This is a genomic window from Curvibacter sp. EU05-FHT14A10, assembly GCF_058791075.1.
Window position 1 is genome coordinate 373,254 of the sequence record NZ_JBYTDE010000006.1, and the last position, 16,331, is coordinate 389,584.

General features: G+C 66.3%; 13 protein-coding genes. 6 read left to right on the top strand and 7 right to left on the bottom strand.

The window, feature by feature from the left end:
* Positions 1-15: 15 nt before the first annotated feature.
* From AC3WUT_RS14420 to AC3WUT_RS14430, 3 genes are all read right to left on the bottom strand, one after another.
* The gene (locus tag AC3WUT_RS14420; protein WP_492347763.1) at positions 16-1,668 is read right to left on the bottom strand and encodes a DUF1302 domain-containing protein; all 1,653 of its coding nucleotides are present in this window, start codon (positions 1,666-1,668) and stop codon (positions 16-18) included.
* A 74-nt stretch (positions 1,669-1,742) separates the two neighbouring features.
* Complete coding sequence (locus AC3WUT_RS14425; RefSeq protein WP_492347764.1) at positions 1,743-2,510, bottom strand: coniferyl-alcohol dehydrogenase; 768 nt, start codon at positions 2,508-2,510, stop codon at positions 1,743-1,745.
* Positions 2,511-2,572: 62 nt separating this feature from the next.
* Complete coding sequence (locus AC3WUT_RS14430; RefSeq protein ID WP_492347765.1) at positions 2,573-4,030, bottom strand: benzaldehyde dehydrogenase; 1,458 nt, start codon at positions 4,028-4,030, stop codon at positions 2,573-2,575.
* Between the two features lie 284 nt (positions 4,031-4,314).
* On the opposite strand from AC3WUT_RS14430, the gene AC3WUT_RS14435 reads away from it, so the two are divergent.
* Complete coding sequence (locus tag AC3WUT_RS14435) at positions 4,315-6,156, top strand: sigma 54-interacting transcriptional regulator (RefSeq protein ID WP_492347766.1); 1,842 nt, start codon at positions 4,315-4,317, stop codon at positions 6,154-6,156.
* A gap of 30 nt (positions 6,157-6,186) precedes the next feature.
* On the opposite strand, the gene AC3WUT_RS14440 is transcribed toward AC3WUT_RS14435, so the two are convergent.
* Positions 6,187-7,167, bottom strand: a complete 981-nt coding sequence (locus tag AC3WUT_RS14440) for a PDR/VanB family oxidoreductase (protein WP_492347767.1) — start codon at positions 7,165-7,167, stop codon at positions 6,187-6,189.
* The gene (locus AC3WUT_RS14445) at positions 7,164-8,204 is read right to left on the bottom strand and encodes a Rieske 2Fe-2S domain-containing protein (RefSeq protein WP_492347768.1); all 1,041 of its coding nucleotides are present in this window, start codon (positions 8,202-8,204) and stop codon (positions 7,164-7,166) included. Before AC3WUT_RS14445 ends, AC3WUT_RS14440 begins: the two co-directional genes overlap by 4 nt.
* A gap of 84 nt (positions 8,205-8,288) precedes the next feature.
* On the opposite strand from AC3WUT_RS14445, the gene AC3WUT_RS14450 reads away from it, so the two are divergent.
* The 4 genes from AC3WUT_RS14450 (at position 8,289) to AC3WUT_RS14465 (ending at position 13,075) form a co-directional block, all read left to right on the top strand.
* Positions 8,289-9,002 (top strand): GntR family transcriptional regulator, encoded by a 714-nt coding sequence (locus tag AC3WUT_RS14450; RefSeq protein WP_492347769.1) that lies wholly within the window; start codon positions 8,289-8,291, stop codon positions 9,000-9,002.
* A gap of 154 nt (positions 9,003-9,156) precedes the next feature.
* Positions 9,157-10,461 (top strand): cytochrome-c peroxidase, encoded by a 1,305-nt coding sequence (locus AC3WUT_RS14455; protein ID WP_492347770.1) that lies wholly within the window; start codon positions 9,157-9,159, stop codon positions 10,459-10,461.
* A 46-nt stretch (positions 10,462-10,507) separates the two neighbouring features.
* Positions 10,508-12,337: an ATP-binding protein gene (locus AC3WUT_RS14460; protein ID WP_492347771.1), complete on the top strand. Its 1,830-nt coding sequence runs from the start codon at positions 10,508-10,510 to the stop codon at positions 12,335-12,337.
* A gap of 15 nt (positions 12,338-12,352) precedes the next feature.
* Positions 12,353-13,075, top strand: a complete 723-nt coding sequence (locus tag AC3WUT_RS14465; RefSeq protein ID WP_492347772.1) for a response regulator — start codon at positions 12,353-12,355, stop codon at positions 13,073-13,075.
* Positions 13,076-13,210: 135 nt separating this feature from the next.
* On the opposite strand, the gene AC3WUT_RS14470 is transcribed toward AC3WUT_RS14465, so the two are convergent.
* Both AC3WUT_RS14470 and AC3WUT_RS14475 read right to left on the bottom strand, forming a co-directional pair.
* Positions 13,211-14,269 carry an ATP-binding protein gene (locus tag AC3WUT_RS14470; protein WP_492347773.1) on the bottom strand — a complete coding sequence of 353 codons (1,059 nt, stop codon included), beginning with the start codon at positions 14,267-14,269 and terminating at the stop codon, positions 13,211-13,213.
* Positions 14,266-15,000: a response regulator transcription factor gene (locus tag AC3WUT_RS14475; protein WP_492347774.1), complete on the bottom strand. Its 735-nt coding sequence runs from the start codon at positions 14,998-15,000 to the stop codon at positions 14,266-14,268. The genes AC3WUT_RS14470 and AC3WUT_RS14475 overlap by 4 nt, the downstream gene beginning before the upstream one ends.
* A gap of 128 nt (positions 15,001-15,128) precedes the next feature.
* On the opposite strand from AC3WUT_RS14475, the gene AC3WUT_RS14480 reads away from it, so the two are divergent.
* A complete protein-coding gene (locus AC3WUT_RS14480; protein ID WP_492347775.1) occupies positions 15,129-16,325 on the top strand; it encodes an efflux RND transporter periplasmic adaptor subunit in 1,197 nt (398 codons plus the stop codon).
* Positions 16,326-16,331 lie beyond the last annotated feature (6 nt).

Here is a 16,331-nt window from a genome sequence, read left to right on the forward strand (position 1 = left end):
GTCTCCGTCGGGTGTTCAGAACGTGCGCGAGGCGCTGAAGGCGAGGTAGCTGCGATCGCGCAGCGTCTGGCCAAATGACAGCATCCGGGTGCCCAGTGGGTCGGGCACGGTCAGGGTGTTGGCCGAGCCGAAATACGTCATCAGGTTCAGCGACAGGTTCCAGCCGTCCTGGAACTTGGCCTTGACCCCGAGGCTCAGGTCGCCGACTTGGCTGCCGCCGCCGGCAAAATTGATCACCGCCGAGGAGCGACCGGCAAAGTTGTAGCCCAGCCCCACCGGGAACGACAGGTCCAGGCCCGGTCGCACCTGGTAGTACTGGGGTTCGAAGATCATGCGCAGGGCGGCCGCGTCGCGCGTGGTGTTCGGGTCCAGGCCGCCGAAGCCGCGGGCGCTGGGGTTGTTGAGCACGCTGAGTGTGCGGTTCCAGGCCACTTCACCCAGCAGGGCACCGCCGTCCCACCAGGCCGATTTGCCGAGCACGTAGATGCCCGACAGGTTCAGGTGGGCGGTGTTGCCTGTGGCATGGCAGGGGTTGGCCGCGTCGCCGCTGCACTGGCTGCTGGGCATGAAAGGCGCGCCGCCCAGCACGGCGGGGTCGCTGGCCAGCGGGGCGTTGTGCCGCCATGAAGCCTCCAGCGCCCAGTTGAGCTGGCCGATGGACGAGGTGACGCTGGCGCCCAGGGTCTCGATGCCCTTGGCGTAGGTGTTGTGCACATTGCCATTGATCAGGTCGAACACCGGCACTGCCGGGGTCTTGTCGTGGTAGCGCGCGGCATAGAAGCCGTATTCAAAGGCGCTGCCCTCAGGCGACCAGCGCAGCTGGGCCCCGAACTGGCCACTGTTGCCCGGCGTCTGGTTCTTGCTGTTGTCGGTGTTGAGCACCGGAGGCAGCGGCGCCCCGAAGTACACCGGCCCGCCCCCGATGTAGTTCTGGTTGGAGAAGTAGCTGCCCACACCCGGGATCAGGCTGGGCCGCCATTTCCACTGGTAGTAGGCGCCCAGGGTCAGCTGGTCGCTCAGGCTCACGGTGCCCGACACCTGCTCGACCGGCAGCAGCACCTCCTTGAACTGCCAGTTGGGCACCGACAGGATCTTGCCGATGTCGATCGGGCCCTGGGCGCCGGCGATGCCGTTCTGGCCGAAGAACAGCGTCTCGCCATACTGAACCGAGTGCTTGCCCACGCGCAGCGTGGCCGGGCGCTCGCCCAGCGAGCCCTTGAGGTAGACGAAGGCATCCAGCAGTTGGTTGTTCTTGCCCACGCTGCTGCTCACGGCGGGGTTCACGCCGGCCGCGGTGTTGGTGCCGGTGTTGCCCAGGAAGCGCGAGTCGTTCCAGGCCGCGTCGCTGATGCGCAGGCCCCAGTTGCCACGGCTGTAGTCGAACTCGGTCAGCAGGTCGAAGCGGCTGCTCACGATGCCCTTTTTGAAGTTCAGGTCGCCAGCGTTCTCGTTGACCACGCCGCCGTCACCGCGGGCGGCGGGCGAGGTGAGCAGGGCCGAGGGGTTCTGCAGCCGATAGGCCGTGCTGTACTTGGGTGTGAAATCGAGCCGGATGCGGGTGTCGGGGTCGTCTGACTTGAGCTCGATGGCCTGCGCAGACAGGGCGCAACACAGGGCACTGGCCAGGGCCAGGGCGCGCGGCCTCGGCAGGTAGGCTTGTCGGGTCATGGTTTGTCTCCTCATGGGTTGGAATCAAGGGCGTGCCGTTCGAGCGGCACGTCACCCGGGCTGGGGGCGTGCGGTCAGAGGTAGGTCGATGCCAGGCCCCCATCCACCGGCAGATTCACCCCGCTGACCCAGCGGGCCGCGTCGCTGCACAGCCAGGTGATGACGCTGGCCACCTCGTCGGCATAGGCAGGGCGGGCCATGCGGTGCGCATCGCGCTGCACCCGCTCCTCACCCAGCATGGCCACGAAGTCGCCCAGGATGGGCGTGAACACCGGGCCCGGTGCCACGCAGTTCATGCGCACGCCGTGCTGCAGAAACCAGGGCTGCGACTGCACCGCGTTCCACACGATCAGGGCTTCCTTGAAGTACTGGTAGCAGGTCTCGGCGGGCACCGGGTGCTCGGCCAGCCATTGCGCGCCGGCTTCAAAGCCGGCCGTGGCGGCCAGCGCCTTGTGGGCCGCCAGGCGCTGCGGCCATTCGGCCCCCAGGATGGACGCCACATTGACGATGGCCCCGCCGGCGGGCAGGCGCTCCAGCAACTGTGTGCTCAGGTGGCGCAGGCCCAGGTAGTTGACCCGGGCCACTGCATCGGGCGGGGCCGTGCCCGGCACGCCGGCGATGTTGCACAGGGCATCGATGCGCTGGGGCAGCCGGGCCACGGCCTCGTCGATGGTGGCCGGGCTGCTCAGATCGGCCTTCACAAAGCCGTCCAGCGTCAGGCTGGGTTCGTGGCGGTCCACACCGATCACGCGGGCACCTTGAAATCGGGCCAGGCGGGCCACTTCGGCGCCGATGCCGGAGGCGGCGCCGGTCACGACAATGGTTTTTCCTTGCAGGTTCATGGTTTTCCTTGGAGAGAAGAAAGGGGTTGGCAGCACGGGCCCCGCAGCAGGGCCCGCTGGACTCAGAAGGGGTAGGTGGGCGCGTGGTCTTGAACCGTCAGCCATTGCCACTGGGTGTATTCCTCCCAGTCGGCGGGGCCGCACACGCTGCTGCCATTGCCCGCGATGCCGGGGCCGCCGAAGGGGTTGACGCAGTCGTCGTTCACGGTCTGGTCATTGATGTGCACCATGCCGGACTTGAGCTGCCGGCCCACGGCCAGAGCGCGCCCCACCGAGCGTGAGATCACTGCCGAGGCCAGGCTGCCCTGGTGCTGGTTGGCCAGGGCCACGGCCTCTTCGTCGCTGCGGTAGCTGACGATGTTGGCCACCGGGCCGAAGGTCTCCTCGTCAAATACGGGCTGGCCTGGGCGCACGCCGCTGAGCACGGTGGGCTGGTAGAACAGGCCTTCGAAAGTGCCCCCGGCCTCCAGTTGGGCGCCGGCGGCCACGCTGGCCTGCACCAGGGCGTGCACGCGGTCGCGCTGGCGCACATCGATCAGCGGGCCCAGGGCCACCTGGCCGCTGGCGCCATCGCCCACGGGCAGGTGGCGTGCCTTGAGCACCAGGCGCCGGGTGAATTCGGGGGCCATGCTTTCATGCACCAGGATGCGGTTGGCCGCCATGCAGATCTGTCCCTGGTGGAAGTACGCACCCCAGGCCGCATTGCTGGCCGCCACGTCCAGATCGGCATCGTCGAGGATCAGCAGCGAGTTGCTGCCGCCCAGCTCCAGCGTCACCTTCTTCAGGTGGCGGCCGGCCAGCTCGCCGATGCGCCGGCCCACGGCGGGTGAGCCGGTGAAGGCGATCATGGGCACCCGCGGGTCGATGACCAGGGCTTCGCCCACATCGGCATCGCCGGGCAGCACCTGCAGCAGGTCCGGCGGCAGGCCGGCCTCTTCGAACACCCGGGCGATCATCAGGCCGCCCGACACCGGGGTGCGGGTGTCGGGCTTCACGAGCACCGCATTGCCGGTGGCCAGCGCCGGGGCCACGGCGCGCAGCGTCAGGATCACCGGAAAGTTGAAGGGCGAGATCACGCCCACCACGCCCCGCGGCACCCGGCGCGCCAGGCTCATGCGGCCGGGCGTGCTGGGCAGCACCTGGCCTTGCGACTGCAGCGGCATGCCGGCGGCCAGGTGGCACAGCAGGGCGGCCTCGCGGATCTCGTGCTGGCCCTTGGGCAGGATGGACCCGGTCTCGCGGGCCACCTGCAGCGCCAGTTCGTCGTGGCGCTGGCTGAACAGGTTGCCGGCGCGGCGCAGGATCTCGGCCTTCTCACGCGGGGGCACCTGGGCCCATCGGGCCTGGGCCTGTTCGGCCAGTTGGGCTGCGGCGGCCACATCGGCAGCCGTGGCCATGTCCACGGTCCACAGGGTGTCGCCGGTGGCGGGCTCCTTCACCTGGCGGGTGCCACCGCCCAATGCTTGCGGTGTGGCGGGGCTGATGTGGATCGGTTCTGCGGATCGGATGACGGCGCTCATGGGCGGATGTCCTCTGGAAGCTGTTGGAAAGGGTGGGATGAAACTCGCCACCGCGGCGGTGGTGTGCCTGTTCATCGCAAACGCCAGACCAGCCCAGTCTTCCAAGCCCGATTGCTGCACCGCACATGGGTGCTTTTTCGCTCGCAGACTCCGGACATTCCCTAGTACCGATTGCTGCTGTGCAGCAGTTGAAATGTCTCGACTTTTTTTGTCTAAATGGTTACAAAAAGAAATCAAATTTTGATCAAAAGATCAAACCGCCGAGCACCGGCAGGAGACAAGACATGAAGACTGGCGAGCGCATTTCCCTGGCCGACCTGGCCCGCAATTCCGGTGCTGGCCTGGGCCGTTTCGATCCCGGAGCGGTGCAGCAGGCCCTGGGCGGCTTTGCCACGGCGCGCATCAGCAGCGACGCCTCCCCCACCATCAACGACATCAGCGAATGCCTGTTCTTTTCGCCTGGCGACGGGCGCATCTGGCTGCAGGACCAGCGCATGGTGCTGTTGCACACCGAGGCCCTGGGCTCGCTGCGCCGCGAGATGGTGGACAGCCTGGGGTTGGAGCGCGTGCGTGGCCTGTTCACGCGGGCTGGCTACGTCAGCGGGGCGCGCGATGCCAGCCTGGTGCGGCGCCAGTGGCCTGATGCCGAGCCGCCCGCCGCCGCGGTGGCGGGCACCCGGCTGCATGCCCTGGAGGGCATGGTCAAGGTCGAGGTGGTCGATGCCGCCTTCGACCCTGAGCGCGGCACCTATGAGGGCGAATTCCTGTGGCACCACTCCAGCGAGGACGATGAGCACATCGCAGCCTACGGCATTGGCGGCTCACCGGCCTGCTGGATGCAGGTGGGCTATGCCACCGGCTATGTGAGCACCTTGTTCGGGCGCCTGATCGTGTTTCGCGAAGTCGAATGTCGCTCGATGGGCGCCGTGCATTGCCGGGTAATCGGCAAGAGTGCCGATCTGTGGGACGACGTGGAAGAGGACATGCGCTACCTCAATGCACGCGATTTCGTCGACACTGCGGCCTATGACCGCGCACCGCCCCAGGCGGCGCGCCCGGCCTCACCCGAGCCGCACCCCAGCGACGCCATGGTGGGGGCTTCGTCGGCCTTCAACGCCGCCTGTCATCACCTGAGCCGAGTGGCACGCACCACGGCCACGGTGCTGTTCACTGGCGAATCAGGCGTGGGCAAGGAGAAGTTCGCCCAGATGCTGCACCGCATCAGCCCTCGCAAGAACGAGCCTTTTGTGGCCGTCAACTGTGCGGCGATTCCCGAGACCCTGATCGAGACCGAGCTGTTCGGCGTGGAGCGCGGCGCCTACACCGGGGCCAGCCAGTCGCGGCCCGGGCGCTTCGAGCGCGCCAGCGGCGGCACGCTGTTCCTCGACGAGATCGGCACCCTGAGCTTCGTGGCCCAGGGCAAGCTGCTGCGCGCCCTGCAGGAGGGCGAGGTCGAGCGCGTGGGCGGCAGCCGGGCCGTGAAGGTGGATGTGCGGGTGGTGGCCGCCACCAATGAGGACCTGCGCGAGGCGGTGCGGGCCGGACGCTTTCGCGAAGACCTTTTCTTTCGCCTCCATGTGTTCCCGATCCACCTGCCGCCGCTGCGCGACCGGCGTGACGACATCCCGCTGCTGATGAACCACTTTCTGCAGCACTACCGCCATAAGCACCAAGGGCAGGCCAAGGGCTTCACCCAGGCCGCCGTGCGGGCCCTGCTGGGCTACGACTTTCCGGGCAACATCCGCGAGCTGCAGAACCTGGTCGAGCGCGCGGTGATCCTGGCCGAAGACACCGACCTGATCGACACCCACCACCTGTTCATGGGGGGCGAGGTGCAGAAACAGGGCTTTCTGACGCTGGATGTGCGCGGGGCTCCGGGGCGTCTGATGGCGCAGGCACCGGTGCCGCTGACGCCGTCGGCACACGATACGGAGCCGGTCGTGGCGGGATCGGTCGCATCGCTGGCCGGTGGTGGCCGGGCCATCCACCTGGCGCTGGATCAGGCTGAGCGAGAGCTGCTGAAAGACGCGTTGGCGCGCTGCGCCGGCAACTATTCGGCGGCGGCCCGCCTGCTCAAGATCAGCCGGGCCAAGCTGGCCTACCGGGCGCGAAAGCACCAGCTCTGAGTCAGGCCCTGCAGTGGCCGGGCCGTGGCCTCAGAGGTCCAGCACCAGGCGCTCTGACAGCGCGCGCGAGCAACACGGCAGGAACTGCTGGTTCGCGGCCTTTTCCTCGGCGCTCAGGTAGGCATCGCGGTGCTCGGGCTGACCGGCCAGCACGGGGGTCAGGCAGGTGCCGCACACGCCTTGCAGGCAGGCCGTCATCAATGGCACACCGGCCGCAGTGAGGGCGTCGGCGGCGCTGCAATCAGGGGCCACCCACACGGTCTTGCCGCTGCGCGCCAGTTCAATCTCGAAGCCGCGGTCGCCCGCCTGGGTCTGCACACTGGCACCAAAGTATTCGTAATGCAACTGCGCTTCGGGCCAGCCGGCGCTGCGAGCGGCGGCCAGGGTGGCTTCGATGAAGCCCTGCGGGCCGCACACGTACACATGGGTGCCGGGCTCGGGGTGGGCCAGCAGTGCGTTCAGGTCCAGCCTTTGCTCCGGCGGGCCGTCGTCAAAGTGGTGCTGCACCCGCGCGGCCAGATCGGGTTCTGCCAGGCGTTCCAGGTAGGCCGCCTGGGCGCGTGAGCGGGCGGCGTAGTGCAGGCTGAAGCGGGCGCCGGTCGCCTGCTGATCAGGGTGCGCCAGGTGCTGGGCCATGCTCAGCAGCGGCGTGATGCCGATGCCCCCGGCCAGCAGCAGGTGGTGGCTTGCCGATGGGGCCAACTCAAAGTGGTTGCGCGGGCCACGCACCTGCAGGGTTTGCCCAGGCTGCACGGCCTCATGCACGGTCCGTGAGCCGCCGCGCGACGCCGGGTCGAGCAACACGCCCAGGCGGTAGACCCGGTTCTCAGCCGGCGCATTGACCAGCGAGTACTGGCGCACCAGCCCCTCGCCCAACTGCAGCTCCAGGTGGGCCCCCGGGCTGAAGGGGGGCAAGGTCTGGCCTGGCAGTGCTTCCAGCTCCAGCGTGCAGATGCGTTCGGTGGCGGCCTGTTTGCGCACCACGCGCAGGGTCAGCAGGGCTTCGTTCATGCGCTGGTACCGGCCTGCTCTGCGGCCATGATGCGGTCCAGGATTTTGCGTGCCTGCACGCCGCCGGCGTCGATGTTGAGCATCAACAGCTTGCGGTTGGGCCATTGCAGCAGGTTTTGCTGCTGGCGCTCCAGCATTTCCTGGTCTTCGGCAAAGATCCCTCCCTGGCCCTGGCGGATCTGCGCGGTGAGTGCGGCATCCTGCGGCTTGAAGTGCCGCGCCATGCCCCAGAAATACCAGATCGAGGTCTCGGTCTCGGGGGTGATGAAGTCGACCACGATGCTGGAGGCCTTGACTGCCTCGGGGGCGTCGTAGCCACCGTGGCCGGCCAGGGCCACGCCCACCTCGATCAGCACGTGGCTGGGCGGCGTGAAGTGGCAGATCTGCCAGCGGTCCACCGGCTGGTCATCAGGCAGGCCGTTCATGCGCAGTGCCATCTGCCAGAAGGGCGGGGGCTGGATGCCTTCCATGAAGCGGCTGGTGATCACCTCGTCGCCTTCGACCCGGGTGCGGCAAGGGGTTTCGTCGATCTCTTTCTGGCCGATGCTGGTGCTGTGCACATAGGTTTCGTGCGTCAGGTCCATCAGGTTGTCGATCATCAGGCGATAGTCGCAACCGATGTGGTACAGGCCACCGCCATAGGCCCATTCGGGGCTGACGGCCCACTCCAGGTGCGGGATCAGGGCCGGGTCGGCCTTGGCCGCATCACCGGGCCAGACCCAGATGAAGCCGTAGCGCTCCACCACCGGGAAGGGGCGCACGCCCGGGAAGGCGTGCACACGCTGGCCGGGCATGGCCACCGTCTTGCCATCGCAGCCCATCTCCAGTCCGTGGTAGCCGCACACCAGCTTGCCCTCGCACACCTTGCCCAGCGACAACGGGGCGCCCCGGTGCGGGCAGAAATCTTCCAGCGCCACCGCCTGCTGTTCGGGCCCGCGGTAAAACACCATGCGGTGCCCACAGATCATTCGGCCCAGGGGTTTGTCGCTGATTTCGTCGGGCGTGCAGGCCACATACCAGGTATCTTGAGGGAACATTGCTTGTCTCTTTCGCAGGTGGGTTGGATTTATTGGATCCAATTCTAGAAAATAATGTCTGAAAACACAAAAGAAATCTTAAAAATGGATCCAATAAGGCCGGCGTCCGCCGATTCGCTCAGTGTCGTGGCCAGTCTGCGCCAGCTCATCATGGATGGGCACTTTCCGCCGGGTGCGCGCCTGGCCGAAGAGGCGGTGGCCGAGGCGCTGGGCGTTTCACGCACCCCCATCCGGCTGGCCTTTCGCACGCTGGAGCAAGAGGGCCTGCTCGAAAAGACCGGCAAGCGCGGCCTGGTGGTGCGCGATTTTTCCGAGGCCGACGTGCTGTGCGCGCTGGAGGTGCGGGGCGTGCTCGAAGGCTTGGCCGCACGGCGCCTGGTCGAGCGCGGGCTCGATGCGACGCTGCGCGAGCGCTTGCAGGCCTGCCTGGACGAGGGCGAGCGGGTGCTGGCACCGGGTGCTCTGCAACTGGAGAGCGTGGCCGCCTGGAGCGCGCTCAACGACAGCTTCCACAACGCCATCGTGGGGGCGGCCGGCAGCCAGGTGATCGGCGACGCCATCACGCGCAACAACCACTTGCCTTTTGCCTCGGCCGGCTCGATCCAGATCGACAAGCTGGCGCTCGACCGCGAATACCAGAAACTGCGAGTGGCCCAGTTGCAGCATCAACTGGTGTTCGATGCCCTGTTGCGCGGTGAGTCGGCGAGGGTGGAGATGCTGATGCGTGAGCACGCCTACATCGGGCTGCGTTATGGGCCCCTGCTGGGGCCGGCGGGGGTGGGCGGTTTGCGGCCCTGAGCCAATCGGGGTCATCGTTTTGAGCACCTGAGTTCAGGTGCCGAACCCTCGACGGGGCGAGGGCACCGGCCCACGGGATTTCACGGAGCTGGCTCCACAATTCATCCAGATTCGATCGATACATTGCTGATACAAATCCTCCACGGAGTCAGCCATGCATCCTCATCCCGTCGAATCGTCCTTGCGCGAACTGGCCCGGTCGGCCACCTTGATCGGACTCGCTGCGCTGCTCAGTGCCTGCGGCGGTGGCGGTGATCCGGGCAACGGGGTCTTGGCCGTCAGCAGCACCGTCGACCTGGCCGCCCTGGATGCCCCGGTGACGGTCACGGCCCGTGCCACCGTGCCCTTGTCGCCCTTGTCGCCCTTGGCCCAGCTGGGGCAGCAGATCTTCAACGACAGCAATCTGTCGGTGCCCCGGGGCACCTCCTGCGCTTCGTGCCACACCCCGGGCAAGGGCTTCGCCGACAACCACGGCGGCAATTTTGGCGTGGCGGTGGGCAGCCTGCCGGGCTCGATCGGTCTGCGCAACTCGCTCTCCAATGCCTACAGTGCCCGCACGCCCGCCTTCGGCTTTGTGCCCGCCGCCAACGGGCAGGGGGTGATCGCCCGTGGCGGCCTGTTCTGGGACGGGCGCGCCGACACCCTGGCCCAGCAGGCCTTGGGGCCGTTTCTTGAACCCTCCGAGATGAACAACCCCGACGCCGGCGCCGTGGTGCGGGCCGTGGCCCAGGCGGCCTATGCACCGGCTTTCATGGCGCAGTTCGGCAACTCGGTGTTCAGCACGCCAGCCCAGGCCTTTGCCGCCATCGGGCAGGCCCTGCAGGCCTTCGAGCAATCGCAGCTGCTGCAGCCCTTCACCTCCAAGTACGACGCCGTCGTGCGGCAACAAGCCACCTTCACGCCGGCCGAACAGCGGGGCCTGAATCTGTTCGTGGATCGCCAGCGCGGCAACTGCGCGGGTTGCCATCGGGCCAACCCCGCGACCGGCAATCCGCTGGATTCCCCCTTCACCGATTTCAGCTACATGGCCACCGGCGTGCCGCGCAACCCGGCCATCCCGGCCAATGCCAACCCGGCGTTCTTCGATCTGGGTCTGTGCGGCCCCAAGCGCGCCGCCCCCACGCCGCCGGTCGGCGTGGACGTGGCCAGCCTCTGTGGCAAGTTCCGCATGCCCTCGCTGCGCAATGTGGCCTTGCGCCAGCGCTACATGCACAACGGCTTTTTCAGCGACCTGCATGATGTGGTGGCCTTCTATTCGACCCGCGTCAGCAACCCGCAGCACTGGTATGGCCCCAGCGGTGTGCCGAATGACCTGCCGGCCACCTACCAGGCCAACCTCGAAACCCAGCGGCCACCGTTCAACCGCCGTGCGGCCCAGGGGCCCGTGCTGACCCAGGCCGAGATCAATGACCTGGTGGTGTTTCTGGGCACCCTGAGCGACGGCTACACTGCGCCATGACCTGCCCCGCCTGTCGCTTTCCGTGGCGCTCTCGTCGGTACTCGCCATGCGTCTAGGCCTGGCCCAGCAATTGGCGCTGCTGCTGCTGGCGGCCGTGCTCGCCTCGACATTGGGCCTGGGCACGGTGATGGCCATCAGCCTGCGCAACGGCTTCAACGACTACCTGCGCGCCCGCGAGGAGCAGGAGCTGGACCGCTTCATCGGTGTCGTCGAGCGCCACGCAGAGAAAGACCCCAGCCTGCAATGGCTGGACCATGCCCCCGAGGCCATGCGCCAGCTGGTGGATGAGCACGAACTGCTGTTGCAGGGCGATCGCCCCCGCCCGCCGCTGCCGGAGCCCGCAGTGCCCCGGCCGGCAGCCGATCCGTCGTCCGGTGCTCCTCCGGTCACGGCACCCTCCTGGTCGCAACCGCAACCGCAACCGCAACCGCAACCGCAACCGCAGCCACAGCCACAGCCACAGCCACAGCCACAGCCACAGCCACAGCCACAGCCACAGGGCGGCCCTCCCCCCTGGCCCGAGCCGCCCGCGCCCGGCTGGCGGCCACCGCCTCCGCACCCTGGGCAAGGCCCGGGTTCAGGGTGGGGGCGGCCGCCTCCCCCAGCTCACCCACCTCACCCGCCGCGCCCGCGGGCGCCCGAGCCCGGCTGGGGCCCCGGGCCCGTCTCTTCGTTGCCGGCCGGCTTGGCCGGCTGGGTGGATCTGCTGGTCCAGCCTGGCACCGCCCAGGCGGCCACCGAGGCTTGGTCGCCGCCGCATCCCTTGCCGCATCCGCCGGGCAGCATGGCGGGGCGGGTGCAGATTTTCGACAAGAACCACCGGCGCCTGGCGGGAGCCGCCCCACCGCCGGGGGACGAGGTGCTGACGCACGCCATCCAATGGCAAGGCCAGGTGATCGGCTACGCCAGCCTCAATCTGCGCCCGGCCGAGGGCTCGGCCGACTCGGTCTTTCTGCGCCAACAATACGGGCGCCTGGCCTGGGCCCTGGCGGTCACGGTGTTGCTGGCCTTGGCGGCGGCGGTGCTGATTGCGCGGGGCTGGAGCGCGCCATTGCGCGCGGTGCAAGCTGCCGCCCGGCGCATGGCCCGTGGTGACTTCACGGCCCAGCTCAAGCCCCGAGGCGCCACCGAGATCGCTGCGTTGATGGCCGACATGAACGTGATGGGCCAGACCCTGGCCAGCCAGGAAAGCGCCCGCCGAACCTGGATCGCCCAGGTCTCACACGAGCTGCGCACACCTTTGTCGGTCCTGCAAGGCGAACTCGAATCCATCGAGGACGGGGCCCGACAGGCCACGCCCGAAGTGTTGGCCAGCCTGCGCGAAGAGGTGCTCAAGCTGGGCCGCCTGGTCAACGATCTGCACACCCTGGCCCTGTCGGACATGGGCGAGCTGCATTGTGTGTGGCGTGACGGCAACGCGGCTGAGTTGGTGCAACGCTGCGCGCGCCGTTTCGAGGGGCAGGCAGCGCGCCAGGGCCTGCGTCTGGAACTGCTGGTGCTGGACGAGCCCATTGCCGTGCGCTGGGACTTGGGCCGCATCGAGCAGATGCTGGCCAACCTGATCGACAACAGTCTGAGCTACACCGATGCACCCGGCCTGGTGCGTCTGCGCTGTGAGGCCAGCGCCTTGGGCGTGCGTTTCATCGTCGAAGACAGTGCCCCGGGCGTGGCGCCCGAACAGTTGCACCGCCTGTTTGAGCCGCTGTTTCGCACCGAGGGCGCCCGCCTGCGCCAGCGCCCAGGCTCGGCCGGTAGCGGCCTGGGCCTGGCCATTGCCCAGGCCATCGTCAAGGCCCACCAGGGCCGCATCGCGGCCAGCCTCAGCCCGCTGGGCGGCCTGCGCATGGACATCGAACTGCCCCGTCAACCCGCCTGAGTTCCTAACCCCGTCATGTCAACCCCTGCCGCCCCCCCAGTCTCTGCCCCGAAACGCACCGTGCTGGTGGTGGAGGACGACTTCAAGATCGCCGACATGCTCAGCAATTACCTGGGGGCCCAGGGCTTCCGGGGGGTCTGGTTGTCGGAGGGGCGGCAGGTCTGCCCCTGTGTTCGCGAGCTGCAGCCCTCGGCCGTGCTGCTGGACCTCACGCTGCCCGACCAGGACGGCCTGTCGGTCTGCCGCGAGCTACGTGCTTTCTCCGACGTGCCGGTGATGATGATCACGGCCCGTGTCGACGAGATCGATCGCCTGGAAGGCCTGGAGACCGGCGCTGACGACTATGTCTGCAAGCCCTTCAGCCCGCGCGAGGTGGTGGCCCGGTTGAATGCCTTGCTGCGCCGCGCCGAAGGTCGACTGGCCCAGGCGGCCTGGCCGCCCGAACAGGGCTTTGTGGTGGACGAGTCGGCCCTGCAGGTGCGTTGGCAGCGCCAGCCCCTGGGCCTGACTGCGGTTGAGTTTCGCCTGCTGCGCTTGTTGCTGTCGCGCCCCGGCCAGGTGCTGGAGCGCAGCCGCCTGCTTGATGAGGTGCACGAGGGCGACCTGCGCGACGTGAGCGACCGGGTGATCGACAGCCACATCAAGAACCTGCGCAAGAAGATCGAGCGCCTGCGCCCCGAGGGCTCGGGCATTGTGTCGGTGTACGGGGTGGGGTATCGGATGGAGTTGCCGGGGTGAGGCTTGATCCAAGGTTGACCGAGTGAGGTCAAATGGGACCACCTGTTAACTCCGATTGCCCTGTACGCTGATCTGGCCTTTGGCATGCAGTCGCACGGAGCCCCGAGGGGAAGGACGCGACGCTCGTTGACCTGTTCAGCCGGGCCAACTCAGTTCGAATTTTGATCCTCCGCGCTCAGTCGGCGTGTAACGCACATCGCCGCCGTGCGCGTGCGCAATCGCAGAAACAACAGCCAATCCCAACCCGCTCCCTTTGGCGGTAGATAGGGTGTGGACAGTCTGCTCGCGCCTGAACTTGGTGAAGATATGGGGCACAAAATCTGGGTTGATACCCGGGCCTTCGTCCTCAACGCTCAGGTAAATTGAGTCGCAGGAGGCTCTCGTTCGGATGGTGACGTTGCCAGCAACAGCATACCTGCGCGCGTTATCGGTCAATGCGAGCAGCGCTTGTCGGATGCGCATCGAATCACATCGGGCCTGATTCACAGCCAGGTCCAGGACAACGCGCTGGCCAGCCAGGCGGAATTCAGTCTCGCAGAACGAAACCACGGCCCGAATCTCGTCGTCCAGTTGCGCCATCCGGAATTGCAGATCCAGGTGCCCGCTTTCTGCCAGACTTACGACGCGCAGATCCTCGATCAGCCGAGCCAACCCATCCACTTGCGTCAGCAGGGTTTGGAAAATGACCGGTTCAGGCTCGAAGACCCCTTCGGCCAGCCCCTGAAGGCGCCCGCGAAGAATCGTGACCGGCGTGCGCAACTCATGGGCGATGGCCGCATTCCAGAATGTCTGCTCCTCAGTCACGTGTTGAAGCTTCTGCGCGAGGACATTGAAGTCGTCTGCCAGCAATGCCGCTTCGCCAAGTGAGCGGTCTCCTGCATCGGCGCGGGCCTTCAAGTCACCTTGTGCCACCCGTCGAATGCTCTCTGCGACGGAGTTCAAGGGCACGAGGATGCGTCTTGATAGCTTGATGGCCATGAAGATGGCCAGTACCAGCCCCATCAGGATGGTTCCAAACATCCACAGCCATTCTGGCACTGTCGGCACCAAGCTGTCCGGATCGAAGTTCTCGGGCCAATAAGTCTTCCAGAGAAAGTAGAACGCATAGGACGTCAGCAAAGTCAGCAGAGTCACGCTGAGAGCGATGGCCACCATTGAGCGGACGATCTGGCGGCTCAGGCCTTCCAGTCTCATTCAGCCTCCAAAAGCTTGTAGCCCACACCCCGGATGCTCATGGGTATGCCCTCGACCCCCAGCTCCTCGAGTTTCTTGCGTAGCTTGCTCACGTGGCTGTCTACGGTCCGCTCCAGGGTGTCACCTTCAGACAAGCAGTTGGCGAGCAACTCGCTGCGACTGAAAACACGTCTGGGGGCCTTGGCCAGTTGAGCCAGCAGCTTGAACTCGGTCAGCGTCAAGGTGAGACGACGGCGTTGAGCATCCGTCTTCACAAAGGCCTCGTGGTGGTCCAGGTCAATTTCCAGGGGATCGGCGCGCAGAACACCCTTTTCGACACCGCCTCGGGGCCTGGCGCGCCGGAGTACGGCCTGCACACGTGCAACGACCTCCGCTGCATTAAATGGCTTGACTACGTAGTCATCCGCACCGATTCGCAGTCCCATGAGCTTGTCGACGTCCTGGTCCATGGCCGTCAGCATGATGACCGGGGTATCACCACGCTGTCGGATTTGGGCGAGTACCTGCCAGCCATCGATCTGTGGCATCTGGACATCCAAAAGAACCAGGTCGGGCTTGAAAGACAGGTGCATCTCCAACGCCTGACGGCCATTCGATGCGTGCATCGTTCGCATCCCACCGCGCGCCAGGTAGGCGGCCAGGATGGCCGCGATCTCGGGTTCGTCTTCGGCAATGAGGACAAGGGCCTGAACAATTGATGCGTCTGAGGCCAGGTGAATGGAAGTCGACATGCCGCGATTATTGCGCCTGAGTCCTCCATCGAATCTCCACACAAGCTCGTGCGAATCTCGACACGGCGCTCTAAGAATCTTGGTCTTTGACGCTGGCAGAGGTCTGTTGGCGTTTGAAGGACCCAGATATGAAGAATGATTCCGTACAGCGCCACTGCGGCACTGCGGCCCTGGCCCTGGCGCTCACCATGTCCAGTTTGCTGGCAGGTTGTGGAGATCCCGCGTCTGAGGTCGCAGCGACGCCACCGGTCGTCGCAGTGATGACCGTCAAAGCAACCCGGCTGGACCTGACAGAGGATTTACCGGCACGGGTATCAGCCGTTCGTGTGGCTGAGATCCGGCCACAAGTCGGTGGCATTGTTCAGCGACGCTTGTTTGAGCAAGGCACAGAAGTGCGCTCGGGTCAGGGACTGTTCCAGATCAATCCAGCTCCGTTCAAGGCAGACCTTGATACGGCTGCGGCAAACCTGTTGCGTGCAGAAGCTGCGCTCACGCGTGCCCGCACCCAGGTCGAGCGCCTGCAGTCGTTGGTCGAGAACGACGCCGTGAGTGGTCAGACCTACGACGATGCAGTCTCCCAAAGAGATCAGGCCGTTGCAGACGTTTCTCAGGCCCGTGCAAGCCTGACGCGCAAGCAGATCGACCTGAAGTTCGCACTGGTAGAGGCGCCCATTTCCGGACGCATCGATCAAGCCCTGGTGAGCGAAGGTGCGCTGGTCGGCAGCAACGATGCCAGCCCCATGGCGCGCATTCAACAGATTGATCAGGTGTACGTCGATGTACGTCGTCCAGCCACCTCTCTCGAAGCCCTGCGAAAAGCAGTCTCTGTACAGCACGGCAGCATCCATCACGGGCTGCCCATCACTGTGTTGGATCATCAGGGCGAACCGTATGACGTGAAGGGGCACATCTTGTTCTCGGGCATCAACGTCGATGCCGGGACCGGCGACGTTCTTTTGCGTGTCCTGGTGGACAACCCAAGGCGCCAACTGTTGCCGGGCATGTTCGTTCGAGCCCGGGTACCGTACTCCTCCCACGCTGAAGCGCTGACGGTTCCGCAGCAGGCTGTGGTGCGCGTAGCCGGTAAGCCGCAGATCTGGACGGTTGATGCCCAGGGGATGGCCAAGAGTTGCATGGTGGAACTGGGTGAACTGATAGACAGACACTATCGCGTGCGCGCTGGCCTCACTGCCGGAGACAAGGTGGTGGTTGAAGGCATGGAGCGCCTGAGTGACGGTGCCACGGTGACAGCTCAGGACTGGAAGTCAGACGTGTCGGGCGCCCTGCCAGCAGGGACGTCTGCAACCGCGACGTCCGCTCGATAAAGGGTT

Bases quoted from the DNA above. Each gene is read 5' to 3' on its own strand.
- AC3WUT_RS14420 (WP_492347763.1), bottom strand. From the start codon at position 1,668: ATGACCCGACAAGCCTACCTGCCGAGGCCGCGCGCCCTGGCCCTGGCC.
- AC3WUT_RS14425 (WP_492347764.1), bottom strand. From the start codon at position 2,510: ATGAACCTGCAAGGAAAAACCATTGTCGTGACCGGCGCCGCCTCCGGC.
- AC3WUT_RS14430 (WP_492347765.1), bottom strand. From the start codon at position 4,030: ATGAGCGCCGTCATCCGATCCGCAGAACCGATCCACATCAGCCCCGCC.
- AC3WUT_RS14435 (WP_492347766.1), top strand. From the start codon at position 4,315: ATGAAGACTGGCGAGCGCATTTCCCTGGCCGACCTGGCCCGCAATTCC.
- AC3WUT_RS14440 (WP_492347767.1), bottom strand. From the start codon at position 7,167: ATGAACGAAGCCCTGCTGACCCTGCGCGTGGTGCGCAAACAGGCCGCC.
- AC3WUT_RS14445 (WP_492347768.1), bottom strand. From the start codon at position 8,204: ATGTTCCCTCAAGATACCTGGTATGTGGCCTGCACGCCCGACGAAATC.
- AC3WUT_RS14450 (WP_492347769.1), top strand. From the start codon at position 8,289: ATGGATCCAATAAGGCCGGCGTCCGCCGATTCGCTCAGTGTCGTGGCC.
- AC3WUT_RS14455 (WP_492347770.1), top strand. From the start codon at position 9,157: ATGCATCCTCATCCCGTCGAATCGTCCTTGCGCGAACTGGCCCGGTCG.
- AC3WUT_RS14460 (WP_492347771.1), top strand. From the start codon at position 10,508: ATGCGTCTAGGCCTGGCCCAGCAATTGGCGCTGCTGCTGCTGGCGGCC.
- AC3WUT_RS14465 (WP_492347772.1), top strand. From the start codon at position 12,353: ATGTCAACCCCTGCCGCCCCCCCAGTCTCTGCCCCGAAACGCACCGTG.
- AC3WUT_RS14470 (WP_492347773.1), bottom strand. From the start codon at position 14,269: ATGAGACTGGAAGGCCTGAGCCGCCAGATCGTCCGCTCAATGGTGGCC.
- AC3WUT_RS14475 (WP_492347774.1), bottom strand. From the start codon at position 15,000: ATGTCGACTTCCATTCACCTGGCCTCAGACGCATCAATTGTTCAGGCC.
- AC3WUT_RS14480 (WP_492347775.1), top strand. From the start codon at position 15,129: ATGAAGAATGATTCCGTACAGCGCCACTGCGGCACTGCGGCCCTGGCC.